The sequence below is a fragment of the Echinicola arenosa genome (assembly GCF_014841125.1).
GTDB classification, from domain to species: Bacteria; Bacteroidota; Bacteroidia; order Cytophagales; family Cyclobacteriaceae; genus Echinicola; species Echinicola arenosa.
Map to the genome: position 1 here is coordinate 295,732 of NZ_JACYTQ010000005.1, position 24,257 is coordinate 319,988.

Annotated in this window: 22 protein-coding genes; 8 read left to right on the plus strand and 14 right to left on the minus strand. The window is 40.4% G+C overall.

Annotation, left to right across the window (positions count from 1 at the left end):
- Positions 1 to 40: 40 nt before the first annotated feature.
- The 3 genes from IFO69_RS15330 to IFO69_RS15340 all read right to left on the minus strand — a co-directional run bounded on the left by IFO69_RS15330 (position 41) and on the right by IFO69_RS15340 (position 6,378).
- Positions 41 to 1,831, minus strand: coding sequence for a RagB/SusD family nutrient uptake outer membrane protein (locus IFO69_RS15330; protein WP_192011002.1), 1,791 nt, complete (start codon positions 1,829 to 1,831; stop codon positions 41 to 43).
- A 19-nt stretch (positions 1,832 to 1,850) separates the two neighbouring features.
- Positions 1,851 to 5,087 (minus strand): SusC/RagA family TonB-linked outer membrane protein, encoded by a 3,237-nt coding sequence (locus IFO69_RS15335; protein ID WP_192011003.1) that lies wholly within the window; start codon positions 5,085 to 5,087, stop codon positions 1,851 to 1,853.
- 403 nt (positions 5,088 to 5,490) lie between these two features.
- Positions 5,491 to 6,378 (minus strand): metallophosphoesterase family protein, encoded by an 888-nt coding sequence (locus tag IFO69_RS15340; RefSeq protein WP_192011004.1) that lies wholly within the window; start codon positions 6,376 to 6,378, stop codon positions 5,491 to 5,493.
- A 270-nt stretch (positions 6,379 to 6,648) separates the two neighbouring features.
- Between IFO69_RS15340 and IFO69_RS15345 the strand changes: the two genes are divergently transcribed.
- On the plus strand, positions 6,649 to 7,251 hold the full coding sequence (locus IFO69_RS15345) for a TetR family transcriptional regulator (protein ID WP_192011005.1): 603 nt from the start codon (positions 6,649 to 6,651) through the stop codon (positions 7,249 to 7,251).
- Here IFO69_RS15345 and IFO69_RS15350 read toward each other — a convergent pair.
- A complete protein-coding gene (locus IFO69_RS15350) occupies positions 7,212 to 7,463 on the minus strand; it encodes a CBU_0592 family membrane protein (protein ID WP_192011006.1) in 252 nt (83 codons plus the stop codon). The genes IFO69_RS15345 and IFO69_RS15350 overlap by 40 nt on opposite strands.
- Positions 7,464 to 7,605: 142 nt before the next feature.
- Positions 7,606 to 8,817 (minus strand): OprO/OprP family phosphate-selective porin, encoded by a 1,212-nt coding sequence (locus IFO69_RS15355; protein ID WP_192011007.1) that lies wholly within the window; start codon positions 8,815 to 8,817, stop codon positions 7,606 to 7,608.
- A 316-nt stretch (positions 8,818 to 9,133) separates the two neighbouring features.
- Here IFO69_RS15355 and IFO69_RS15360 point away from each other — a divergent pair, with 316 nt between their 5' ends.
- The 4 genes from IFO69_RS15360 to IFO69_RS15375 all read left to right on the plus strand — a co-directional run bounded on the left by IFO69_RS15360 (position 9,134) and on the right by IFO69_RS15375 (position 11,648).
- Positions 9,134 to 10,063 (plus strand): ribose-phosphate pyrophosphokinase, encoded by a 930-nt coding sequence (locus tag IFO69_RS15360; protein WP_192011008.1) that lies wholly within the window; start codon positions 9,134 to 9,136, stop codon positions 10,061 to 10,063.
- Positions 10,064 to 10,102: 39 nt separating this feature from the next.
- Complete coding sequence (locus IFO69_RS15365; RefSeq protein WP_192011009.1) at positions 10,103 to 10,690, plus strand: 50S ribosomal protein L25/general stress protein Ctc; 588 nt, start codon at positions 10,103 to 10,105, stop codon at positions 10,688 to 10,690.
- Positions 10,691 to 10,779: 89 nt separating this feature from the next.
- Complete coding sequence (pth, locus tag IFO69_RS15370; RefSeq protein WP_192011010.1) at positions 10,780 to 11,340, plus strand: aminoacyl-tRNA hydrolase; 561 nt, start codon at positions 10,780 to 10,782, stop codon at positions 11,338 to 11,340.
- Between the two features lie 11 nt (positions 11,341 to 11,351).
- Positions 11,352 to 11,648, plus strand: coding sequence for an MTH1187 family thiamine-binding protein (locus IFO69_RS15375; protein WP_192011011.1), 297 nt, complete (start codon positions 11,352 to 11,354; stop codon positions 11,646 to 11,648).
- A gap of 42 nt (positions 11,649 to 11,690) precedes the next feature.
- Here the strand turns inward: IFO69_RS15375 and IFO69_RS15380 are convergent, their stop codons facing one another.
- The 6 genes from IFO69_RS15380 to lpdA all read right to left on the minus strand — a co-directional run bounded on the left by IFO69_RS15380 (position 11,691) and on the right by lpdA (position 17,570).
- Positions 11,691 to 12,953, minus strand: a complete 1,263-nt coding sequence (locus IFO69_RS15380; protein WP_192011012.1) for a replication-associated recombination protein A — start codon at positions 12,951 to 12,953, stop codon at positions 11,691 to 11,693.
- Between the two features lie 67 nt (positions 12,954 to 13,020).
- Entirely contained in the window at positions 13,021 to 14,028 is a 1,008-nt protein-coding gene (locus IFO69_RS15385) for a threonine aldolase family protein (RefSeq protein WP_192011013.1), read from the minus strand.
- Positions 14,029 to 14,151: 123 nt separating this feature from the next.
- The gene (locus IFO69_RS15390) at positions 14,152 to 14,613 is read right to left on the minus strand and encodes a DUF2721 domain-containing protein (protein WP_192011014.1); all 462 of its coding nucleotides are present in this window, start codon (positions 14,611 to 14,613) and stop codon (positions 14,152 to 14,154) included.
- Between the two features lie 104 nt (positions 14,614 to 14,717).
- Positions 14,718 to 15,539, minus strand: coding sequence for an anti-sigma factor (locus tag IFO69_RS15395; protein WP_192011015.1), 822 nt, complete (start codon positions 15,537 to 15,539; stop codon positions 14,718 to 14,720).
- Positions 15,539 to 16,072, minus strand: a complete 534-nt coding sequence (locus IFO69_RS15400) for an RNA polymerase sigma factor (protein ID WP_192011016.1) — start codon at positions 16,070 to 16,072, stop codon at positions 15,539 to 15,541. The genes IFO69_RS15395 and IFO69_RS15400 overlap by 1 nt, the downstream gene beginning before the upstream one ends.
- Before the next feature lie 100 nt (positions 16,073 to 16,172).
- Positions 16,173 to 17,570, minus strand: coding sequence for a dihydrolipoyl dehydrogenase (gene lpdA / locus IFO69_RS15405; RefSeq protein WP_192011017.1), 1,398 nt, complete (start codon positions 17,568 to 17,570; stop codon positions 16,173 to 16,175).
- A 226-nt stretch (positions 17,571 to 17,796) separates the two neighbouring features.
- Between lpdA and fabG the strand changes: the two genes are divergently transcribed.
- A complete protein-coding gene (gene fabG / locus IFO69_RS15410; protein ID WP_192011018.1) occupies positions 17,797 to 18,543 on the plus strand; it encodes a 3-oxoacyl-[acyl-carrier-protein] reductase in 747 nt (248 codons plus the stop codon).
- 75 nt (positions 18,544 to 18,618) lie between these two features.
- Here the strand turns inward: fabG and IFO69_RS15415 are convergent, their stop codons facing one another.
- Positions 18,619 to 19,809 (minus strand): hypothetical protein, encoded by a 1,191-nt coding sequence (locus tag IFO69_RS15415; protein ID WP_192011019.1) that lies wholly within the window; start codon positions 19,807 to 19,809, stop codon positions 18,619 to 18,621.
- A 532-nt stretch (positions 19,810 to 20,341) separates the two neighbouring features.
- Between IFO69_RS15415 and IFO69_RS15420 the strand changes: the two genes are divergently transcribed.
- Together IFO69_RS15420 and IFO69_RS15425 are read left to right on the plus strand one after the other, a co-directional pair.
- Positions 20,342 to 21,190 (plus strand): SPFH domain-containing protein, encoded by an 849-nt coding sequence (locus IFO69_RS15420; RefSeq protein ID WP_192011020.1) that lies wholly within the window; start codon positions 20,342 to 20,344, stop codon positions 21,188 to 21,190.
- A gap of 12 nt (positions 21,191 to 21,202) precedes the next feature.
- Positions 21,203 to 21,382, plus strand: coding sequence for an Arc family DNA binding domain-containing protein (locus IFO69_RS15425; protein WP_192011021.1), 180 nt, complete (start codon positions 21,203 to 21,205; stop codon positions 21,380 to 21,382).
- A gap of 12 nt (positions 21,383 to 21,394) precedes the next feature.
- On the opposite strand, the gene IFO69_RS15430 is transcribed toward IFO69_RS15425, so the two are convergent.
- Positions 21,395 to 22,885 (minus strand): TolC family protein, encoded by a 1,491-nt coding sequence (locus IFO69_RS15430; protein ID WP_192011022.1) that lies wholly within the window; start codon positions 22,883 to 22,885, stop codon positions 21,395 to 21,397.
- Positions 22,878 to 24,248: an ABC transporter permease gene (locus IFO69_RS15435; protein ID WP_192011023.1), complete on the minus strand. Its 1,371-nt coding sequence runs from the start codon at positions 24,246 to 24,248 to the stop codon at positions 22,878 to 22,880. The genes IFO69_RS15430 and IFO69_RS15435 overlap by 8 nt, the downstream gene beginning before the upstream one ends.
- Positions 24,249 to 24,257 lie beyond the last annotated feature (9 nt).

The window sequence follows — 24,257 nt, forward strand, 5'->3', positions numbered from 1 at the left end:
CCTATTTAGGTCAAGCCAGTTTATAATTTTTCATTTTATCTTAATTCCAACCAAAAATCTGCTCAAGATTAGGATTCAAGGTTACTTGCTGAACAGGAATAGGACGGTAATAGTATTTAGGTTCTTCAAAAGTTCTCACTTTTGTTTCGGTAACCATATTACCACCATTTTCACCATTTTTCAAGAACACATCCACGTTATCTTCGATGGTTCCTGCTTTATAATAGATCAGGAATTCTCCAAGACTGTTTTTCTCTTTTGCATCTCCCGTAGGAATATCACTGTCCTTGTCAATCAAAATAATATCTTCCACACCATCGCCAGTCATATCATATTTGCCCAAGCCAGAAAAGTACATCCCTTCAGGAATAATCTCCAACAACTTACCAGCATGCCATCTCATCAGATCATCATAGCGGTAACCCTCCAAGGCAAATTCTACCCTTCTTTCTCTTCTTATTTCTAGGATAACCCCTTGGTTGGCTCCACTAACGCTGGGATATTTCTCTGCCATAAACAAGTCCGGGGAGGCATTGGCTGTAGCCATATCCAAAGCAGGCAAGCCCACTCTTTGTCGAAGAACATTAACGGTTTCATCCAAATCTCCTTGAGTCAGTTCTCCCAACTCAGCCTTGGCCTCTGCATAGGTCAGCAGCACCTCTGCATATCGGTAAACAGGAAAGTCAACGCTCCCCACTTCAATATTATCTACCGTATTGTTGTACCCCTTGAGCTGATGGTATCCAGTGAAATTTTTGTTTAAAGATTGGATATATGGATCGCTATTGGGCTGCCTTACCCAACCAGGATAGGCGATTGTCTGCATCAATCGAGGATCTCTATTTTGAAATTCCTCCACAAAGCCCATAGTCTCATGGCCTGTCTGAGCCGTAAAACTACTTCCATCTGCCATCAGGTAAGTCATCACTAAGTCCCTGGATGGTGATTGCTCATAGTCTCCAAAGACTGTATAATTAACGTCTCCACTTCTATCTTTATTGACATCATATGGGTTCACCAGGATCACCTCAGGATTACCGATCAGGTTTTGACTGCTGAACAATGAACCATAATCACTTTGGATATTTCCTGTGGTGTAGATTCCAAATTTACCACCATCCATAATAGACATGGCTTCATCCCTTGCCTTTTCCAGAAAACCATTGGCTGATCCCTCTAGCCCAATTTCAGAGTGGTATTTTCTATAAGTCCCCTCGTACAAAGCTACTCTTGCATAAAATGTTTTGACAGCCCAGAGACCCGGAGTGCCCGAAGGCACACTCTCTCTCACATGGTTGGCAGCAAACTCCAAATCCTCCATAACCTTTTCCATCACCATTTCTCTGGGGTCACGTGCTTTATACAAGTCCTCATCACCTGGATTAAGTGTCACTTCATACCATGGCACATCCGAATAGCGCTTGACCATTCCAAAATAAAACTGCGCCCGATAATACCTGGCAAGCCCTGAAAAATGTCCCTTAGCTTCTTCTGAAGCCTGAGCCTGTTCATAATTATCAAGAAAGTAGTTGATATTTCTCAACCTACCCCAGTTCCAACCTCCAGTAATGGTCTGTGAACTAGGATCTCCTGTCATGATATTTTTTATTTCAATGGCGCCAGTAGTTGCCATATTGTCACTGCTCTGATCAGATAGGTAACTACCAGAACCTGAAAGAGACAATAAACCATTAACATATAGTTCCAAATCCTCCTCAGACTTGAAAAATTCTTCTGGGGCCACAGAAGTCTGTGGATACCGATCCATAAAATCTTCGTCACATGAGCCCAAAACCAAAAGTGCGCTCAATAAAATGATATATTTTTTCATGATGGTGTTCATTTTGAAATTACAAATCAATATTTACCCCAAAAGCAAACTTCCTCTGGAACGGATAAGCCCAACCATAACCGTCATTGATGGCTTCTGGATCTACAAATTCCTTGATGGAAGAGAATTCATAAAGGTTCTCTCCTGTCACAAAGACCCGTAACCTGTTGACTTTAATTTTTTGGGTGATGGTTTTAGGGAAGGTATAACCCAAAGTGATATTTTTCACCCTTAGGTAAGCAGCGTTTTGAAGGTATTTAGTTTGGGGAATATCCAGACCTGCCCCATAGTTGGCATCTGCCATCCAAGACTGCAAAACAGGAAACTCTGCATCAGGATTAGCTTCGGCCAAACCTGCATCAATATAAGACTGTGAGTGCTGCGCCATCAATGCATCGCTATCAGCAGCCCCTCTGTAAAAATCCAAATTCCAAGGATAAATATTGGCATATGGCTGTTGATAAGGCCCCCAGTAAAGGTAATGTCTTGGATAATAATCCCTTTTTCCCACGCCTTGAAGAAATACGGACATATCAAAACCATTCCAGCTCACATCGATATTTGCACCATATCGATAGCGGGCAGTAGAGTTTCCTATAAGTGTCAAATCCTTGGGATCATTCTCAGTTTGGCCTCGCTCGATCTTACCATCGTTGTTCAAATCCTGATACTTAGGCCAGCCTGGCACAACATCCAGAGCCCCCCAAGGCACAATAGCGGATTGATCCAACTGGGTAATTTCATCTTCTGAAATGAAAATACCATCGTTGACCAAACCCCAAATCTCTCCTATCTCCTGGCCCTCTCTCCAATTGGAAAACAACCTGTTTTCATTTTGGAAACTGGTGATTTTTGACTGAGAGTCCGATAATACACCTCGTACATTCAGCACGACTGGCTGTGCAGCATCTCCAAATTGGGTCCTATACCCCAAAGACACTTCAAAGCCTTTGGTTCTCAGGTCTGCTGCATTTTGCTTCGGAGGGCTAGTTCCCAACACGCCAGGTAATTCCACTGGATCCGTCAACATTCCTTTGGTGTCCCTTAGAAAGAAATCCAATGTGGCAGTCAACTTATCGTTGAAAAACCCTAAGTCAGCTCCAAGGTTGGAAGTCACTACTTCCTCCCATGTATAGTAATTGGGATCCACAGCTAAAGAAGGGGAAGAAGTGATCACTGTCTGTCGGTTTCCATTGATGAGGTAACTGGACAAGCCTGTAGGAAGTGATTGGATATAACCGAAATTGGATACATTCTGATTTCCCAAACCACCATAGGAAGCCCGGAGTTTAAAGCTTGGAATAACATCGTTCAAACCCTTAAAAAACGGTTCTTCACTGATCACCCAAGCCATGGATGCAGAAGGAAAAAAGCCCCAACGGTTGTTTTCAGGGAACCTAGAGGAACCATCATATCGGCCATTAAATTCCAAAATATACCTTTCCTTATAGGTATAATTAGCTCTTCCAAATACACTTCTGGTGGCATAAGTACTATAAGAAGGCGTTACAAAAGCATCTCCTGTAGTCAAGCCAATATAAGGCAAGGAAGATGAAATCAATACCCTTCTTTCAGACTGAACAGAAGAATATTCATAGTTCTCTTGGTTATAGCCTGCCAAAATTCCAAAATTATGATTTCCCAAAGTTTTGGAATATTTACCATAAAGATCAAAAATCGTATTGATCAAAGTACCATTTCGCTCAATCACAGAACCATCTCCCCCTTCAGTCCTTACATCATCTGGACCGAAACCAATGTCAAACTTCTTTTGATCCCAATGGTACTTCCATTGTTCCCTTTTGAAGCTGGCATTACCTGTAACCGTCAAATCACCGTTCAAGAAAGTTCCAGTGGTCCTAAGAATGTTATGAAAACCAAACATATCCTCTTGGTTTCTTCCGCCATCTGTTAGCCTTGCGGCTAGTCTACCCGCTGCTGTATTGGCCCAAGTCCCATCAGGGTTTTCGGCCACATCTGTGGGTTGCAGATAATAAATGTCCGTGATATTGGTTGTTGGATCCGCTCTTTCTGTTTGGTAAATATTCAGGTTGTTATCCAATTTCAACCACTCCATGGGAGATGCTGTAATTCTCGCCCTCAAAGAATAGCGATCCCAGTAATCAGGTGCCAATTTATTCAAACCATTTTCATTGGTGTAATCTCCAGACACATAATAACCTACTGGCATTTTCCCTCCACTGTTTCCACTAATAGACAAACTGTGATTTGTCGAAAAGCTGGCTGAATTGAAAAAATAATTGTACCAGTCATTGCTTCCCATGTAGGCCCATAGATTCGGATTATTGGGATCCAACCTTACATCTTCCACTGAAGGGTCCTCTGATCTTTCTTTTGCCCATTGATAATGCTCATCAGAATAATTCACATAATCCCAAGGTGTATTGTTCGTAGCAGTTTCCAAAACCCTTGAATAAATATATGGATCTGTAACCGGCTCAGGCAAAACCGTTGGTCTTCCCCAAGAAAAGTAATTATTATAAGAAATGGTCTGCTTTCCTTCACTGCCTTGTTTGGTTGTGATCAAAACCACCCCAAATGCAGCCCTAGCTCCATAAATGGCAGCTGAAGCGGCATCTCTCAGGACTGAGTACGAAGCAATATCTGCTGGGTTAAGCCTCAATAAGTCATCATAATTGCCTGCTACTCCATCTATCACGATCAAAGGCCCTCCACCATTGATGGAAGTAAATCCCCTGATATTGATATTAGGAATAGAACCAGGCTTACCTCCTTGATAGGTAATGTTCAGCCCTGGGCTAATTCCTTGAAGCCCCTGCATCACATTGGCAATTGGTCTATTGATAATGTCTTCACCAGCAATTTGATCCACCGCACCTGTGACATTGATTTTTTTTTGGGTACCATAACCTACCACTACAACCTGCTCTAATAAGGTCTCCTGCTCTTCCATTTGAACATCAATCGAAGACTGACCATCAACTAGAACTTCAACTGTTTCATATCCAATAAAGGAAAAAACCAACATGGCATTTTCCGAAGAAGCAGTAATGGAATAATTCCCATCTAAATCCGTGATCGTACCTTTTTGTGTGTTTTTTTCCAAAACAGATACCCCAGGAATGGTCATCCCGGTCACTGCATCTGTCACCTGCCCACGCACAGCCTGCCGTGCAGAAGACGAAACGTGTAGGCAAACCATCAGGAAGAACGTGATCCCCACCCTCCTGCATCCACCTTTGCATTTCAAAGGATTTCGTAAATAATGTTTCATAGAGCTAAGTGTTTTAATTAGACATGGTCACCAAATTTTTCTTAACCAATCAGACCTAATTCAGTGAGATATGTTGAATTTATTTATTGAACATTCATTCAATATTAAATATTGCATTCTATAATTCAAAAGAATTTAACAAGAATTTTGTTTCAATTAATTTATATTTAACACTACAATAACAATGATTGACCAAACTTCATGAAAACAAAAAATTGAAATAATAGTAGGATTCATTGAGGCAAAGAAGACATCAGCCTATCATTACATTAGTCATCAATTGATTCACCATAAAAAATACTCTAAGAAGATACTTAGTATCCTCAGGCAGACATATCAAAAAAAATATTGTTCAGTAAAAAGAAGATAACAAAACATAAGCCCCTGTAATGAGGTCTTTTGTTTAAACTAGCGGAAAATACTGATTTTCAACCCTTCCATCTTCGTACAAATCCAATATGGCATAACCTGGAGGTGTTTCCAAGTAATACTGTTTCCCTGCAGACTGTTCATCTCCATCCCCCCACCAAAAACCACTAAGCGATCCGTTACAAAAATAATGCACACCATTATACCATGCCCTGTCCAATAGGTGTTGATGCCCGCTAAGGCACACTTTTACTTTATCCTTATGTTGATAAAAAAGTTGTTTCAACTCCTTATGATCACTATGTTGACCACCCACTAAAGCATTTGTAATTGAAGTGATGGGAAAATGAGACATTATTAAAGTAGGTGTATTTTTAGGTAGACTTTCCAACTCCCCTTTCAACCATGCCATCTGGTCTGCTCCAAGACTAATCCCTTCGTGATTTCCGTCCAAAACAATAAAGCACCAATTCCCTTTTGAAAAGCTATAATAGTTTCCAGGAATTCCCAGCCTCTTAACCACATAAGGCTTGCCATACATTTCATCATCCTGTTTACTTGGAACATCCCACCATGGATCATGATTGCCGATGCAGCTATAAACCTCATACTCCTTTACCTCTGCTCTAAACTCATCCCACACTTGCCACTGCTCCAACATTCTTACTCTACTAACCCCATTATAACTGGCATCATGAATGCTATCACCTCCATTTAGAAAGAAATCGGGATTGTGCTTCTTTACTATTTCCAACCAAGTTTTGGCCCTAGCAGGCACATTTTCTTCCGGTCTTATATGGACATCAGTAATGTGAGCCACCCGTAACACCGAGCCGCTTTTCTCCTCTGCAGCCAATGCAACAGCCGGACCAACACCAGTGGTCATTACCGCAGTTTTCAATAAGAAATCCCTTCTTTTCATAAATAAATTGTTTAATGGTTATTACCTTAAGCGTCCAACATGAAAATCACACAACTTCTTTGTACTCATTAAAGAAATATTTAAAACCTAGTTTTATAAAACCAACTTTTGGCCAATGCCAGTTTTCTAAATATACTTTTGAGATTTTTCAAGAGACTAAATAATTCATATATTGAACACTCATTCAATATTATATATTGAAAATATGATTTCAAAAGAATTTGACATCAAACATTTTTCATTTAACTTTGTTTTAACATTTACATAACAATGAAGGGCAAAATTTCAGCAGAGCGAAAAAAAGAGATTATAGAAGGCTTTTACTATTTATCCAAAGAGAACGGACTTGAGAATACATCTATTGCCAAAATAGGTAAGCACTTAGGGATCCCCCCTAGCTTGGTGATGCACTATTTCCCTACCAAGGACATCCTGATCTCCAACCTTATTTCTTACATCCTAGATCAGTATTTGAAAATATATGAACCTGTAATCAAGGAACTGGAAACAAAAAACCATGCTGACCCAAAGACTTTTGTAGACAGCCTCTTCTCAAGAGAATGGAACCTTCTTTTCGATGACGGAGTGTTTTACAGCTGTTATGCCTTGATCTTTAGAAACGATGTAATCAAAAAGGAATATAGAAAACTACATGACCGTCTTCGAGAATTCTTAAAGGAAATACTGGACAGGGATGAATCCTTGAAAAACCAAGACACGCAACTTTTGGCTGAGCAGATCTTCGTGGTAGTTGAAGGTGCTTACTATTACCTCTCCATGATCGACAACGAAGACACTTACAACAAAAAAGTGGAGAATTTTAAAGAACAGGTTTATGATTTGTTACGCAAAAAAGAGGAGCAACATTTATAAAGCGCCATTAGCGCGATAGCTGCCCAAACGCCATTGACCGCCAAGTTAGCATTATCCTTAAAATGAATGGCATTTACCATCAGACAAACCGCCCCACCAAAGTTGAGCACATGATAGAGTGCTCCTTCTTGCCGTAGGACACCTCTTACTAGCAAAAAATAAGAAACTGTAAAAAGAATGGCTCCAAGCCATCCGATCACCTCAAATATCATAACTCAAAGATATAAAGATATCTGAGGAATCAACTTTTACAACCAGTTCCAAAAATCCTTAAATAGCTAAAATAGAAAGCCAGCAGGATAATTAGATTCTTTCCTACTAGCTTATACTACTTTAGTTTATACCATTACCCTTCTAGAATGAAAAATCATATTGTACCCTAAACCTCCAGCTCGACGCTTCTCTATTTACTGAAGCCCTATCAAAGTCAAAATAAGTCACATCTGTGGTCAGCTTATTCCTATGTCCATTAAAGAAACAGTTGAAAGCCAAAGAAAACTCTTCCTCGCTATTCTTAGGTATACTCAACTCTGGCTGATAATAGGCATATCTAGCTGCTATTTCATACAAAGGTTTTCCAGCCGAAGCAGCTTCATGATTTAAAACATATCCTCCTTGCCCATAAAATCCTGCTAGGTGATCGCGGTCACCTGAAAGATTATCAATAATCCGTTTTCTATGGTATTCACTTTGCCAACTAAAAGACTTGAATTGAAAAGCTGTTTCAAACACCCACTGGTCTGTTTTATACTGCCCTGCCTCTCCATCTTCATACCCCTCCAGTTCTCCACCTCCACTAGATGAAAACCTAGTATAGGGACTAGTATTGGTTGCTCCCGCTAAGGCAAATGAAGCCTGAGGCGTTTCTTGATGAACCAAGTCAGAGCCAGATATAGCCACTCCATCTCCCATGAAGTTCCAAAACACTTTCCCTACATACATTAACTTCTCATCATCATTTTCCCTAGCTCCTCGACCATTACCTGTCAAAATCGAAAAATGATAGTTAAAATCAGCCAATCCGCCCTTATCAAGGTGACCATACATTGAGACACCCTGCTGTCGGTCAAGTGTAAACGGCCTATTGATAATGGATCGCTCCATCATTTGTTGTTTTCCACTGGAAATGGACCGCTCACGGGTATATTCTATCTTCCATTGGCCAAATTTAAAGCTTAACCACTCCCACTTCTCAGCTTTCACCTCAAAGTTCAACAGCCTGTTAGCCCCTAGCTCATACTCAAAATAGTATTTCAACCATGGCTGATGGGCAAATCCCCCTACCTTCAACCTAGCCCGGTTTATTTTGAAGATATTTCTCTTAGGAACATCAAAATCATCAAAGGAAACGGGGTCCTGATCGGCCGGATAAGCATACCTAAACTGTAACCTTCCTCCTATTTGAAGCCTATACTTATTGTCAGGACTCGTAAATTGAAATCCTTTAGAAGTGTATTGCACATCTACTTTTTTAACAGAATCACTTTTCGTATCCTGAAAAGCACTCGCACTCATCGCAAACGATATGAACACGACCACAAAGGCAAAAGCCTTCCTGTAATCCATAAGATTTGTTAATTTTTAGTAAGATAACTTTGCTGCCAGAAATTTAAAAGAAGCTCCTTGCATTTCCTCTTCAAATTTGGCTGATGGGCAAACCATCATTTAACAGGGCGCAAAATTACATATTTAACTTAATCCATGTTTTAATTATAAGTTATCAATATGTTAATTAATTTAATAACAATGTAACACTGGATTAACAGTATGTTTTTTATACTTTATGAAACAAAGGTTTACTCACCAGCTTTTCTACTGAGTTCAACCTTTTTTCCTATCTTTGTGCTTTATAACTCAAATCAGACAACAAAATACACACACCATGCCCGAGGTTAAACTCTTTGCCGGAACCAATACAAAAAAACTAGCTGAATCCATTGCAAAAAATTACGGTCAGGAATTAGGTGATATGACTCTTTCCAAGTTTAGTGATGGAGAGATGTCACCCAGCTTTGATGAATCTGTAAGGGGGTGCCATGTATTTCTGATCCAATCCACCAACCCTAATGCAGACAATCTTCTGGAACTTTGTTTGATGATTGATGCCGCCAAGAGAGCCAGTGCGTATAAAGTATGTGCTGTAGTACCTTACTTTGGCTATGCCAGACAAGACCGCAAAGACAGACCTCGTGTATCAATAGCCGCAAAATTAATTGCTAACATGATCACTTCAGCTGGCGCGGACAGGATCATGACTTGTGACTTACACGCTGGCCAAATCCAAGGTTTTTTCGACATTCCTTTGGATCATTTAAATGGATCAGCTATTTTTGTGCCCTATTTGAAAAGCCTGGATTTGGGAGATAACCTGATCTTCGCTTCTCCTGATGTAGGAGGGGTAGGTCGCGCTCGAGCTTATGCCAAGCATTTTGAAGTTGAAATGGTCGTTTGTGACAAGCACAGAAAAAGGGCCAATGAAGTGGCTTCCATGCAAGTAATCGGTGATGTAGAAGGGAAAGACGTTGTACTGGTTGATGACATGGTCGATACAGCAGGCACTATGTGTAAGGCTGCCCAAATCATTCTTGACAAGGGCGCCAATTCCGTAAGGGCCATCGCTACTCATGGTGTTTTGTCCGGAAAAGCGTACGACAATATTGAAAATTCCGTTTTGGAAGAACTGGTAATCACAGACACCATTCCTCTTAAAAAGGAATCTTCAAAAATAAAGGTATTGACTGTGGCTGAGTTATTTGCCAAAGCCATTCATGCCGTAACAGGAAATGATTCTATCAGTGCCCTGTTCATTTAAATGAAATTTATTTATTCATACACTTATATATTCTAGATTATGAAATCGTTAGAGATTATAGGGTTTAAAAGAGCAAATCTCGACAAGTCGGAATTGACTCAAATCCGCGAAGAAGGAAGCGTTCCTTGTGTGGTTTACGGACCAGGTATCAAAGAGCAAATCCACTTTCATTCACCTGCCATCCTTTTCAAGGAATTAATTTATACTCCAGAAGTACACATGGTAGACCTAAACATTGAAGGTACTAAAGTCAAAGCTATCCTTCGTGAAGCACAGTACCACCCAGTAAGTGAAACATTGCTACACGCTGACTTCTTGGCTTTCAGTGAAGATAAAGCGATCAAAATGGATATCCCAGTGGAAATCAAAGGATCTTCTCCTGGTATCCTTAAAGGTGGTAAACTTGAGCTAAAAGCTAGAACGCTTAGCGTTAAAGGTTTGGCGAAAGACCTTCCAGATAGCATCCCTGTTTCTATCAGCCACTTGGAGCTTGGTAAATCTGTAAAAGTTGCTGAGGTTAAGGTAGAAGGTTTCGAAATCCTTACTAATCCTAACGTATCAATCGCTACTATCGGTATCCCAAGAGCACTTAGAGGCAAGAAATCTACCGAAGAAACTGAAGGTTAATTTAATTTTAACCAATATTTTAAAAATCCTGTCAGCTCCATGTTGGCAGGATTTTTTATTTTTGCATTTGATTTGACTAAAACCATCACATGAAATACCTCATTATTGGTCTGGGAAATATTGGGCCAGAATACGAACTGACCCGTCATAATGTAGGGTTCCTGACACTGGACAGATTAGCAGACCAAGAAGGTGTCAGCTGGAACAGCAACCGGTTGGCCTTTACTACAGAATTGAAATATAAAGGAAGGCAAATTCATTTAATTAAACCGACCACTTACATGAACTTAAGCGGTAAGGCTGTTAATTATTGGATGAAGGAGCTTAAAGTTCCTAAGGAGAACATCCTCGTGGTGGTAGATGATGTGGCATTGCCTTTTGGAAAATTAAGATTGAGAGCAAAAGGGTCATCCGCAGGACACAATGGACTAAAAAACATTGAGGAGCTTACTGGAGGGCAAAACTACCCCAGACTAAAATTTGGTATAGGAGACGACTTTCCCAAAGGCAAGCAAGTGGACTATGTTTTGGGCAGGTGGTCTCAAAAAGAAATCAATGAACTCCCAATTTATATGGACAAAGCCATTGACATGATCAAGAGCTTTAGCACCATCGGCATCAATATGACCATGAGCCAGTACAACGACTAACTATTCATAGAATGAAAACCATCAATTTAGGTATCCAAATTGTTCCAAAAAGTAAATCGCTCAGTGCGTATGACTTGGTTGACAAAGCCATTGAGGTCATCAAAGCTTCTGGTGTCAAATATGAAGTAACTCCTTTTGAAACTGTCATGGAGGGGGAAGAAAGCCAATTGATGCAGATTGCGAAAGAAGCCCAAGAAGCAGTCCTGGCTGCAGGCGCCGACGAGGTTTTGGTATACTACCGAATGCAAATCCGTAAAGATGCAGATGTCACCATTGACGAAAAAACTGCCAAGCACAAACAAGCTTAATTCTAAGCTAAACTTCTTTGAAAACAGAAATGGGTACTATATTCAGTACCCATATTTTTTACCCCACATTTTTTGAAGGTTTTTCCTCAGGTCATTTTCACGGGCATTTCTTCCTGGGTCATATAGCTTAACTCCTTTGAGTTTATCGGGCATAAATTCCTCTTCCACAAAATTCCCTTCATAGTCATGGGCATATTTGTAGCCTTTGCCATAATTAAGATCTTTCATCAACTTAGTTGGAGCATTTCTTAAATGAATGGGTACTGGCAAATCCCCCTCCTGCCTGACAATGGACTGCGCTTGATTGATAGCCACATAACTTGCATTACTTTTGGCTGAACTCGCCAGATAAGTAACACACTGCGAAAGAATAATTCTTGCTTCCGGGTAGCCGATGATCTTAACTGCCTCAAAAGCCTGAGTAGCCAGCAGCAATGCATTTGGGTTGGCATTGCCGATATCCTCAGAAGCCAAAATCACCAACCTTCTAGCAATAAATTTCACATCCTCCCCTCCTTCTATCATCCTGGCCAACCAATAAACCGCTGCGTTTGGATCCGAACCCCTTATCGATTTGATAAAAGCGGAAATGATATCATAGTGTTGCTCTCCCGACTTATCGTAAATCGCCACTTTTTGTTGGGCAATGGCTGTAACTTTATCATTGGTAACAACAATAGGATCTTCTGGAATGGCATTGACAACTATCTCCAATAGGTTAAGTAGTTTTCTTCCATCACCACCGGACAACCTCAATAAAGCCTCTGTCTCCTTAAGCTCAACGTTCTTTTTTTTCATCAGAATATCATGCTCCAAAGCCTGCTGGATCATGGCCTCCAAGTCCTTTTTTTCCAAAGAATTTAAGGTAAAAACCTGACAACGGGAGAGTAATGCAGCATTTACCTCAAAGGAAGGGTTTTCTGTAGTGGCCCCAATCAACCTGATTTGCCCCTTCTCCACTGCTCCCAATAAAGCATCCTGCTGAGACTTGTTAAAGCGATGGATCTCATCTATAAACAGCACCACTCCTTGCTGGAACTTGGCCTTCTCAATCACCGCACGGATATCCTTTACCCCTGCACTTATGGCACTAAGGGTATAAAAAGGAGCTTTCACCTCATTGGCTATAATATTGGCAATGGTTGTTTTTCCAACTCCAGGAGGCCCCCAGAGAATCAAAGAGGGAACCGTTCCATTTTTTATGGCTCTAAATAGAAAGGTATTTGGGGCAGTCAAATGAGACTGTCCTATCAGGTCTTCCAGCCTCGTTGGCCTCATCCGCTCCGCTAATGGCTCTTGACTCATTATTCAGTTTTTTTAATTTTTAGTAAGTTAGGGAGCTTTTCCATGCTCCCAAAATTTGATTATCAGTTTACATAATCCTTTGTGAGAATGCGTCTAGGTGCTCATCCGTAAAATCAAGATGGGTAACAAAACGAATCAGATCTTTCCCGAAAGCGACAGCTTTGATCCCTTTTCTTTCCAATTGATCTAACATTTCCTTTGGGGTCACACCAACCAATTGAGCAATGACAATATTGGTAGATACAGGTAATATTTTCGAAACATTCGGGTGATGCTTCAATACAGAAGCTAAAGCTTCCGCCCTTTGATGATCCTCCTTTAAGCGGTCAACATGATGATCCAACGCATAGATTCCAGCAGCAGCTAAAAAGCCTGCCTGTCTCATTCCTCCTCCAAAAGCCTTTCTCACTCTCTTGGCCCTTTTAATGGTTTCATTATCTCCCAAAAGTACAGAGCCAACAGGACAACCTAACCCCTTGCTTATACAAACCGAAATGGTATCAAACATAGCCCCCCAAGCCTTCGCAGGTTCCCCAGTTTTGACTAGAGCATTAAAAATCCGTGCTCCATCCAAGTGTAATTTAAGTTTGCTCTCTCTGCAAAGCTCACTGATCGGTCTAACTTCCTCCAAAGAATAAACACTCCCTCCACCTTTATTCATTGTATTCTCCAAAGCTACCAATGAAGTTTCAGGTGCATGAATATCGTCCCCATTAATCGCATCAGCTACATCTTCCACAGTCACTTTTCCGAACTCACCATCCAACAACTTCACAGAAGCAAAGGCATTGGACATAATCCCCCCAGCTTCATATAAATAAATATGGGAATATTTATGACAAATAACCTCTTTCTGAGGCCCAGTATGTAGCTTAACAGCAATTTGGTTGGTCATGGTACCAGAAGGACAGAACAGCCCTGCCTCCATCCCGAAAAGACCAGCCAATTTGTTTTCAAGTTCCGCCACAGTAGGGTCTTCTCCAAAAACATCATCCCCTACTTTAGCAGACCACATGGCATCAAGCATCGCAGGAGTTGGCTTTGTAACCGTGTCACTTCTTAAATCAATATTCATTTCGTTCATTAATTATTTATCACTAAAGATTTTCCCAATGCCCAATCTTCTTTCTCAATTCGGACAAGTATAATGGGGCCATGTAAAAAACTAGTTTAAAATATGAGGATCTTAAACTTCGGTTCATGACTTAATGGATGGATCTTTTGAATCTTTAAACATAAACTTAAAAGGCCCTTTTGATTGCCTGAAGCTCTCTTCCATATCCCCTAACTCAATATTTAGTGCTTTGGTGGAAAGATTTATTTCCATTAAGGATATAAATAAAGAAATCAAAAGGGAAATCATGCTCAGCATAAAAACGACATTGGCGGCCATCTTAAACTCCTGATAAATCAAAAACATACAAATCACGCAAAGCAAGAAGCTCACCACACCGAAGATCTGCATGTTTTTGATCATATGGACACGCTTTCTCAGGTTCTTTAACTGTTCTAACAATAATACTTCTTCTGGATTTTCCCTATATCGCTCATTTAAACCCCTGATCAGACTGGCCATCGCTAAAAACCTATTGGTATAAGCCAGCATCAATAGGGTAATCGCAGAAAACAATAAAGCTGGGGTTGATAACTCGAGTTCCATAATATCAATTAAATCAATGACCTAAATTCAGGATTTTTGGGCACAATAAAAACCCCGCCGGTATAAACGGACGGGGTTTGTCAATATTTATGTTTTGATGTAATTTAAACTACCTCTCCAATAACAACCAGATTTTCTAAAGTTGGAGACTGGCTGCCTCCTTTGGGTTCAATCGTGATGGCAAAAGCACCCGCACTAGACGCCAACTCCATCTGCTGTAAAGTCAACTTCTCTCCAGGCTTCACTATACCAATCCCCACTGGTCCATCATCACCGATAGCCCACAACTGATAATCCTTGTCTCCACCCAAATCTGCCAACTGATTAACTGAAACAAACACCTTTTCTGTACCTTTGTCCCAGAAAACATCTACGCGAGCATCCTTCTGAATTTCAAATGACTCTCCTTTCATAGGAACACGCTGATAGTTGCCTGTCAATAAAGTTTCTAATTGCCTGTCTACATGCTCAAAATTAGCCTGATTAACATCCAACTCTTCCACTAGTATATTTCTTTCTTGTAATAAAGCAGTGAACCTCTCCTCCACATCATAGAATTTAACCGCAAAATATACCGCTGAACCTATTGCTAGCACCGCCACAAGTGATGCGGCTACAGCAAAACTTTTCCAAGGCTTTAAGGCGACCTCTTTTGTTGAAGCTATTGAAGTTCTTTCGAAAGTACCTGCTGGCGAATCCAATTCGGCAGAAAGTGAATCGAAAATTTTATCTTTCACCTCGCCTGAGGGAGACATTCCGCTGCTGTTATCAAAGGCAAACATTGCCTCTTCAATCTCATCAAGCTCCTTCCTGATTTCAGGATATTGCTTGGAGAGCTGCAGGACTTCTTCCCGCTCCCTTTCACTGAGTTCTCCCAGCACGAAAAGCTCCAACTTACCTGACGCTATGTAAGACTGAATATCCACTAAATTTTATTAATATTCTTTTTTAACACCCCTATGGCCGCACGAATCCTGGATTTCACCGTTCCCAGTGGAATTTCATACTCTTCAGAAATTTCAGAATGGGTATAGCCTTTAAAATAAATACATTCAACCACAAACCTTTGCTCCTCATTCAATGTAGTAATGAGTTCCTTTACACCGATCCCATCGACTGCTTCTACAGTTCCAGACCTTCCTTCCAAACCATATACGTAGTTATCAATCGTATTGGTCTTACTACTTTTTGAGAATTCCTTAGATCGGGTTTTGTCTATGGCAGCATTTCTACAGACATTGGCCATCCAAGTATAAAGCCTGCCCTTTGACTCATCGTAACTATCTATTTTACGAATGATTTTTACAAAAGCATCATGAAAGACTTCCTCTGCAATATCTCGGTCTTTGATCACCCGCGAAATCACAGCAAACAAGGCCCTACTGTATTTTTCATACAAATAGTCAACAGTTTGCTTATCCTTGGCTCGCAGCCCTGATATGAGTTGTTCTTCTTGCAAAAGTTGCTGAGGATTATTTTTTTCTATTGTTCGCTCATAAAAAGAAAACACGAGACAGAAACCTATCTCGTGTTATAATATTAAAATAACTTATTGATATTTACAAGTGAATCACCTCATCATATGCCGCTGCTGCTGCCTCCATAATGGCTTCAGACATGGTCGGGTGAGGATGAACCGTCTTAATCAACTCATGACCAGTGGTTTCCAGTTTACGAATCGCAACAATCTCCGCAATCATTTCTGTAACATTTGATCCGATCATATGACCACCTAACAACTCTCCGTACTTGGCATCAAAGATCAATTTTACAAATCCATCTTTCGCACCCGCTGCAGAAGCTTTACCAGAAGCAGAGAATGGGAACTTACCCACTTTGACTTCATATCCCGCTTCTTTGGCTTTTTCCTCAGTATATCCTACAGAAGCAATCTCAGGAGAACAGTAAGTACAGCCTGGAATATTGTTATAATCCAAAGGCTCAGGATTTTGTCCTGCAATCTTTTCCACACAAATGATCCCTTCTGCAGAAGCTACGTGTGCCAAAGCTGGTCCTGGAATCACATCACCAATGGCATAATACCCTGGCATATTGGTCTTATAGAATTCATCCACTTTTACACGGCCTCTATCCACTACGATCCCAACATCTTCAAGTCCACAGTTTTCCACATTCGCCACTACACCGACAGCTGAAAGTACAACATCACACTCCAGTGTTTCTTCGCCTTTCTTGCTCTTCACCGTCACTTTACAGCCATCACCTTTAGTGTCCACAGCAGTCACTTCTGTACTGGTCATGATGTTCATACCAGATTTTTTGTATAGTTTCTCTAATGACTTAGATACTTCAGCATCTTCATTAGGAACGATCCTATCCATGAATTCCACAATGGTAACTTCAGTACCAATCGCTGCATAGAAATAGGCAAATTCAACTCCAATGGCACCAGAACCCACTACAACCATTTTCTTAGGCTGCTTTTCCAATGTCATGGCCTTACGATAACCAATGATCTTCTTATCATCTATCTTAATGGCAGGAAGCTCTCTTGACCTGGCTCCTGTCGCAATGATGATATGATCTGCGCTATACGTTGTTTTATTTCCATCTTTATCTTCAACTTCCACTTTTTTGCCTGGCTTCACTTTGCCCCAGCCAAGCAACTGCTCGATCTTGTTCTTTTTGAACAAAAACTGGATTCCTTTGCTCATGCCGTTGGCTACTCCCCTGCTTCTCTTCACCATTCCACCAAAGTCCGCTTCTGCTTCCTTCACTGAAATACCGTAATCACTTGCATGATTGATGTATTCAAAAACCTGCGCACTTTTCAACAAGGCTTTAGTAGGGATACATCCCCAGTTCAAACAAATACCACCCAACTCGGCAGCTTCTACAACAGCAGTTTTAAGGCCTAGCTGAGATGCGCGAATTGCCGCTACATATCCACCCGGACCACTACCTACTACAATAACATCAAATTTTGTTGAAGACATATGTGTATTTTTTAAATAGCATTTTTAACCATCGCAAATTTAAAATATTTAAGCTCAGAAAAAAATTTGGATTCCATTTATAACCTAGTGCAAAGGCAAGAAAACACCCACCCCGTAATCCTTGATAATTACCCAAACCAAAATGCTTAAAAACGCTACTTGACTGGATTTTGGGAATAAATCCCTATTTTTGACGCGTCAATTAGAACTAACTTTAACGAAAAATATGGGATTACTTACAGGAAAGACAGCCCTGATCACAGGTGCTTCTAAAGGAATAGGTAGAGCAATTGCTATCAAATACGCCCAAGAAGGCGCTAAGGTCGCTTTTACTTTTTTATCAAGTGTTGAAAAAGGCCAAGCTTTGGAAAAAGAATTGGCAGAATTTGGTATCAAAGCCAAAGGTTACCGTTCTGATGCATCTAACTTCAACGCAGCGGAAGAATTGGTCAGTGATGTAGTCAAGGAGTTTGGTTCCTTAGATATTTTAGTAAACAATGCAGGCATTACCCGAGACAACTTGCTGATGAGAATGACCGAAGAAGCTTGGGATGAGGTCATAAATATCAACTTGAAATCTTGCTTCAACACAGTGAAAGCTGCCAACAGAACCATGATGAAGCAAAAATCCGGAAGTATCATCAACATCACTTCTGTAGTAGGCATCAAAGGCAACGCAGGTCAGGCCAACTATGCAGCCTCAAAAGCTGGCATCATTGGTTTCACCAAATCAGTAGCCTTGGAATTGGGTTCAAGGGGCATCCGCAGCAATGCCGTTGCTCCTGGCTTTATCGAAACAGAAATGACAGAAGTGCTGGACGAGAAGACTGTCCAAGGCTGGAGAGACGCCATCCCAATGAAGCGAGGTGGCAAGCCTGAAGAAGTGGCCGATGCCTGTGTATTCCTAGGGTCTGACATGAGTTCTTATATTTCAGGACAAGTTATTCAGGTTAACGGAGCCATGTTAACTTAAGCGTATAAAGCAAAGAATTTATTAAAGAGCCAAGAAATGAGATTTCTTGGCTCTTTTTTTATCCAATAAGCGAAATCATCTTTTAGGCTTTTTCACTCTACTGAGATCAATTCGGTAAAACTCGTATTCGTCCTCAGTCAGTTGTTCCGGTTTATTAATATACAAATACCCTTTAGTCAAGAACCAATTTTCCAAATCCAATTCTCCTTCGAAATCAAAAAAATACTCACCTATAGGTTCCCATTTACCTGAAAACACTTGTAATACATAATGCTTAGTACGTTCAAATCTAGTATTCCCTTCCCCTGACTCATTGATCTTGGATGCCCTCAAAAATAAATCATGATACCTATCGTATAAAATAAAGATATGCTGAGAGGCATCTTTTGGTAACACCCAAGCCGTAGCACCTCTTCCAACAGGGATACGTTCACTAGGCTTGAAAGTAAACTTAACTTTTGACTTGACTGCAATTTTCTTCTCCAATATAGTGCCCTTAAGGCGATACAAAGTATCTGAATAGGGCCAACCAAGATAATAGTCTCCGCGCTTTCTATCCAAAGCTCCCATCAGCCACGTAGCAGTCAAATCACCTTGAAACTCCTCATACCCACCTGGAATGGCAAAATCCGCATGCATCACTTCACCCGTCTCAAGGTTGATCCTACTGACCCATTGGGTAAAATCCAATGGAAACTCTACTCTGGCCAATCGCTCTTTCGATTTCATGAATTTGAGATGGTTTTTGGGATCTTGTCCTATTTGAATCCAATCACCATCCTTATACATTAGTCCCTTTCTTGTCTCTAAGCTAATAAAAGATTCTTTTGTTGTTGGCAAAGTAAAATCCACCTCCCACTCGTCCACCTTTTTCCCAAGACTGTCATACCTCCCTACCCTTCCTAAACTACCTACTAGAAAGAAACTCAAATCCTTGTCAACATAAATATTGCCCCCACCTCCTCCTTTCAAAGCCTCAGGCCCTTCATAAGGAATCATCACTTCCCTAATCAAACTAATAGGATTAATGTTGTATACCCTAACCCGCAACCCATTGTATCCTTGTAACTTAGAACGGAGAACAATTAAATTATCTCTCTCGTAAACGGTTTTTATGTCATAAATATAACTTGTAGTAGTATCCTTTGGAAAAATAAATCCCCCATTTACTAATTCATCTAGTCTGCCTTGATAGATTTTCTCTTCTTCTTTTTCCGAGCAAGAAATCATCAAAACAACCGAAACTACCAAAAGGATTTTTCTCACTTTATTTTTTTTTTTAAATTAAACAACTAATAATTTAGTGACAAAATCATGAATTGACAAATTTTTCTATTGATTCATTTTAATCAGCTATCATGAAATCGACAGTGTCAATGCTAAAAAGGACGCGACAGAAGTATGTGCCAAACCTTCTTTATTCTTAACTACCGCGATAGGAGGGGTTAACCAAAGGAGGGCCTCGCTATTTCCATGTGGAAATTAGCGTAATACTTTGATTTTCCTCTATCAGTTACTGATTCCTCATAGCCAGCAAAACATTAACCATAACTAGTTATAGAGTGACTATTCAAGGTTGAATATATTACTCACACCCATTAAATAAACCTGATTTAAATCCTGTATATCAATACATTAAACAAAGGCTATCCACATTGAATATCCAAACCAACCTCCTGATGTCACTTTTATAATTTCTATCAATTCGTTTGGAACACCATTTATTTTATCAAAAACAATAACCCTTTAGTTTAGCAAAGCGTATATTAATATGATATCAATTTAACATCATATCAATATGGAAAAAATAATTAAACCTATTTCTGGTTACGTAATGGTCCTTATACAACTGATGATTGTAGCCATTACCATAGTGCTTATTGGTTCAGGTCAATTTATTCTCGGTATTATTAGTGGGATAATTTTTCTGATTATGTTAGTAGGCTTTTTTATTGTTGAACCCAACAAAGCTGTAGTACTGCTTTTATTTGGGGCCTATAAAGGTTCTGTAAAGTCCAATGGGTTCTTTTGGGTGAATCCATTTATGGTGAAGCAAAAAATTTCTTTGAGGGTACGTAACTTTGAAAACCAACCCTTAAAGGTGAATGATAAAATTGGTAATCCTGTCATGGTCGGAACCATTGTGGTCTGGAAAGTAGAGGACACTTTCAAAGCTTCTTTTGAGGTAAATGATTATGAAAACTTCGTCCATCTCCAAGCGGATGCTGCAGTAAGAAAAATGGCAGGTCTCTATCCTTACGACAATTTTGAAGCGGAAGATGCTGAAGTTACTCTTCGTTCCGGTGTGGAAGACGTCAACCAATCTTTGGAAGACGAGATCAGTGAACGGTTACAACATGCAGGCATCAAGGTAATTGAAGCTCGAATCAGCCATTTGGCCTATGCCTCAGAGATCGCTAGTGCCATGCTGCAGCGACAACAGGCCTCTGCCATCGTTGCTGCAAGAAGAAAAATCGTGGATGGCGCAGTAGGGATGGTAGAAATGGCCTTAGATGATTTAAAAGTGAAAGATATCATCGAGTTTGATGAGGAAAAACGTGCCACAATGGTCAGCAATTTGATGGTGGTATTGTGTTCGGATAAAAGTGCAAGTCCAGTTCTCAATGTTGGCACCTTGCATCAATAAACCCATCATAATATGCCAAGTAAAAAGGCTTTTGCCCTCAGAATAGACGAAAAACTGATGAAGGCTGTGGAGAAATGGGCGGCTGATGAATTCAGAAGTACCAACGGTCAGTTGGAGTGGATGATCCATGATGCCTTAAAAAAAGCAGGTAGGTTACCTAAACCCGGTAATACGAAAAAAGAGGCCGAATAGGCCTCTTTTATTTTAATTCTCTAACTCTACATCCGGAATATACAATAGCTCGTCATTTTCAAAATCATAAAGAGTAAGTTGTCTCAATTCATAATAGGCTTGCCAATACTCTTGCAAGGACTGAGTATAACTACGCCTGTTTGAGTCTTTTTCCTGCTGGGCTATATTTAGGTTGGTAATATCCACCTTACCACTCAAATACCTTTGTTTGGATATCTCATACCTTTTGGCAGCAACTTCATCCGCCTTCTCACTGATCATGATTCTATTTCTGAGCTGCTGAAAATTTTTAACCCTAGTAAAAATCTCCTGTTCAAAATTAATTATTTCTTGATCAACAGTGTAATTCACCAACTCCTGATTAGCTCTAGCACTTCCCATTCTAGCTTTATTTCTTCCCCAGTCCAACACAGGCACACTCACCCCTAAGCTTACGACAGCTTGTTGATCTGGATTATCATAAACACCACCCCAAGTCTGTGCTGCATTATTATAGCCGTAACGTGCATTGAGATTCATATTAAACCTTTGACCTTTTGCTCTAGCCACCTCTGCATCAGCTTGAAGTCTCTGAATCTTAAAGTTCACCGCATCCGAGCTATTTTCAAAGGCCAAATCAATGGCCTGATCAACATCAACTTTAAAATCAGGAATTTCATCTGGCAAAACCAACTCAAATTGAGTGTTTTCATTTAATCCAATATAAGATCTTAGAGAAAGTGCTGAAGACTCCAATGAAAGTTGGGCAGAAGCCAGGTCTTGGTCAGCTGTAAGTACTTGCAATTCTACTTGAAGCAATTGATCCTCAGTCGTTGTCCCAATATTATACCGACCTTTCTCAATCTTATAAATAGCCTCCGTATTGGTCTTATTTTGCATCGCAATATCATAACCTACTTGGGCTACCAAATAATTAAAGAACAACTGCGTAGCCCTTTGACTAATCTGCTCCATTTCTTCCACATAGCTTTTTTTGCTTTCTTCATATCGGAGAGGCTCAATTTTTTTATCCCATTTAAGCTGGTTAAAAGCAAAAACGGGTTGACTAAGTCTGATATTGACAGGTACTCCTTGCCATTGTGTTCTTTGAACAGGGTCATCAGTCAAATAATTATCAAAACGGGCCACCGAAGTATTGATAGAAACCTCGCCTCCGGTCAGGGCTATGGACTGCTCCAATCCTAAACCCAAATCAGCATTACTTTGTTCCAATGGCAGGTATTCAATGGAGCCATCATTTTGCTCAACGCCTCGAACTTCCTTCGAATAATATGGCAATGTACCCTCAAGCCTTAACTGCGGATTGTAATTGGACTTAAAAAACCGATATTGCCAGTAACTGTTTTGGCGTTGTGTTTGTGCTCGCAAAGCGGCTGGAGAAACTGATTTGGCCCGTGCAATGATATCTTGTAAGGTGTACCTGACTTTTTCCTGCCCAAAAGTCTCCTGGGACAAATTCAAAACTGCTAAAACAAAAACTAAAAGCGTTATACGTTTATTCATATCTTAAAGAAGTTATTGGGTCTTGACTCGCTGCTCTTTTGGCAGGAGTAATTCCAAAAATTAAACCTACTGTGGCGGCTACACTAAAGGAAACCATAATTGATGGGATAGTAATGATGGTGGGAAAATCTCCAAATTTAGAAACCAAACTTGCTAAAACAATACCTAAAATCACACCTATTATTCCTCCCGAAACACTGATCATCATCGCCTCAAACAAAAACTGGTGAACGATATCGGTTTTCTTGGCGCCAAGAGACATCCTCAAACCAATTTCTTTGATCCTCTCCATTACCGAGGCCAGCATAATGTTCATGATCCCAATCCCCCCTACCAAGAGAGAAATTCCGGCAATTGCCCCTAAAACAATATTGAAGATATTCTGGGTCCGCTGTTGCTGCTTGAGCAATAGCTCAGGAATGGTAATCTCAAAATCAATCACATTATAGTGCTTTCGCTCCAACAACCTAGAGAGGACTTCTGCCGTAGGGTTCAGCATAGAACTCTCTCCAACCTGAACCACCAATTTATCAATTTGGTGATAGTTGACATTACTTGAAGAAGATGACTGTTGCTGTTGACCTCCAATAATAACCACTCGTCCGCCTCCGCCTCTATTTGCAGACACCAAGCTTCCAGAGGTAACCATATCCCTGTTTTTATATCTAACAAGCATGGTTTGCACCGGAATGTAGACATCCATGTTAAAATCACGAATCCCTAATTTGGCAATACTCTTATCAGAAACGATCCTTTCTTCCAATACACCAATGACACGCATCCATTGATTGCCGCATTTGATCCGCTTACCTATGGCGTCTTCCTTGCTGAAAAACTTGGTCTGCACCCCTCTTCCGATGATACAAACCGGATCCCCGTTGATAAGATTATTTTCCGTAAACATACTTCCTTCGCGAAGCTGAAAATTGGTCACTTCAAAATACTCAGGAGTTACACCAACCAGCTTTGCAGATCTACGGATACCACTTTTCACAATATAGGTATCCAGGATAATTTCAGGACTAATTTTTTTTATACCCGGTATTACTTCTTTGATGGCCTCTACATCAAGCATTCTAAGGCCTGGTGAAAATTTATTCTTCTCCATACCCGGTCCATTTCCATTGCCTTCCACTTCCTCCTCTACCTGTTCAACAATAGGTTCTACAATAATATTATTTACACCTACTAACTTGATTTGCTCTAGGATTTCTTGCTGAGCGCCATTTCCGATGGCCAGCATGGCAATCACTGCAGCTACACCGAAAATAATCCCCAAAGCCGTAAGAAGTGAACGTAGCCGATTGGCCATCACTGCTTCAAAAGCGATGTAAAAATTTGATAAAAGTCTTGGTCCAAACATATATCAGGA

Excerpts from the sequence above, each read along its gene's own strand:
- IFO69_RS15375 (WP_192011011.1), top strand. The coding sequence starts at position 11,352 with ATGAAAACCATCAATTTAGGTATCCAAATTGTTCCAAAAAGTAAATCG.
- IFO69_RS15355 (WP_192011007.1), bottom strand. The coding sequence starts at position 8,817 with ATGGATTACAGGAAGGCTTTTGCCTTTGTGGTCGTGTTCATATCGTTT.
- IFO69_RS15380 (WP_192011012.1), bottom strand. The coding sequence starts at position 12,953 with ATGAGTCAAGAGCCATTAGCGGAGCGGATGAGGCCAACGAGGCTGGAA.
- IFO69_RS15430 (WP_192011022.1), bottom strand. The coding sequence starts at position 22,885 with ATGAATAAACGTATAACGCTTTTAGTTTTTGTTTTAGCAGTTTTGAAT.
- lpdA (WP_192011017.1), bottom strand. The coding sequence starts at position 17,570 with ATGTCTTCAACAAAATTTGATGTTATTGTAGTAGGTAGTGGTCCGGGT.
- IFO69_RS15435 (WP_192011023.1), bottom strand. The coding sequence starts at position 24,248 with ATGTTTGGACCAAGACTTTTATCAAATTTTTACATCGCTTTTGAAGCA.
- IFO69_RS15340 (WP_192011004.1), bottom strand. The coding sequence starts at position 6,378 with ATGAAAAGAAGGGATTTCTTATTGAAAACTGCGGTAATGACCACTGGT.
- IFO69_RS15335 (WP_192011003.1), bottom strand. The coding sequence starts at position 5,087 with ATGAAACATTATTTACGAAATCCTTTGAAATGCAAAGGTGGATGCAGG.
- IFO69_RS15345 (WP_192011005.1), top strand. The coding sequence starts at position 6,649 with ATGAAGGGCAAAATTTCAGCAGAGCGAAAAAAAGAGATTATAGAAGGC.
- IFO69_RS15390 (WP_192011014.1), bottom strand. The coding sequence starts at position 14,613 with ATGGAACTCGAGTTATCAACCCCAGCTTTATTGTTTTCTGCGATTACC.
- IFO69_RS15360 (WP_192011008.1), top strand. The coding sequence starts at position 9,134 with ATGCCCGAGGTTAAACTCTTTGCCGGAACCAATACAAAAAAACTAGCT.
- IFO69_RS15385 (WP_192011013.1), bottom strand. The coding sequence starts at position 14,028 with ATGAATATTGATTTAAGAAGTGACACGGTTACAAAGCCAACTCCTGCG.
- fabG (WP_192011018.1), top strand. The coding sequence starts at position 17,797 with ATGGGATTACTTACAGGAAAGACAGCCCTGATCACAGGTGCTTCTAAA.
- IFO69_RS15425 (WP_192011021.1), top strand. The coding sequence starts at position 21,203 with ATGCCAAGTAAAAAGGCTTTTGCCCTCAGAATAGACGAAAAACTGATG.
- IFO69_RS15365 (WP_192011009.1), top strand. The coding sequence starts at position 10,103 with ATGAAATCGTTAGAGATTATAGGGTTTAAAAGAGCAAATCTCGACAAG.
- IFO69_RS15350 (WP_192011006.1), bottom strand. The coding sequence starts at position 7,463 with ATGATATTTGAGGTGATCGGATGGCTTGGAGCCATTCTTTTTACAGTT.
- pth (WP_192011010.1), top strand. The coding sequence starts at position 10,780 with ATGAAATACCTCATTATTGGTCTGGGAAATATTGGGCCAGAATACGAA.
- IFO69_RS15330 (WP_192011002.1), bottom strand. The coding sequence starts at position 1,831 with ATGAAAAAATATATCATTTTATTGAGCGCACTTTTGGTTTTGGGCTCA.
- IFO69_RS15420 (WP_192011020.1), top strand. The coding sequence starts at position 20,342 with ATGGAAAAAATAATTAAACCTATTTCTGGTTACGTAATGGTCCTTATA.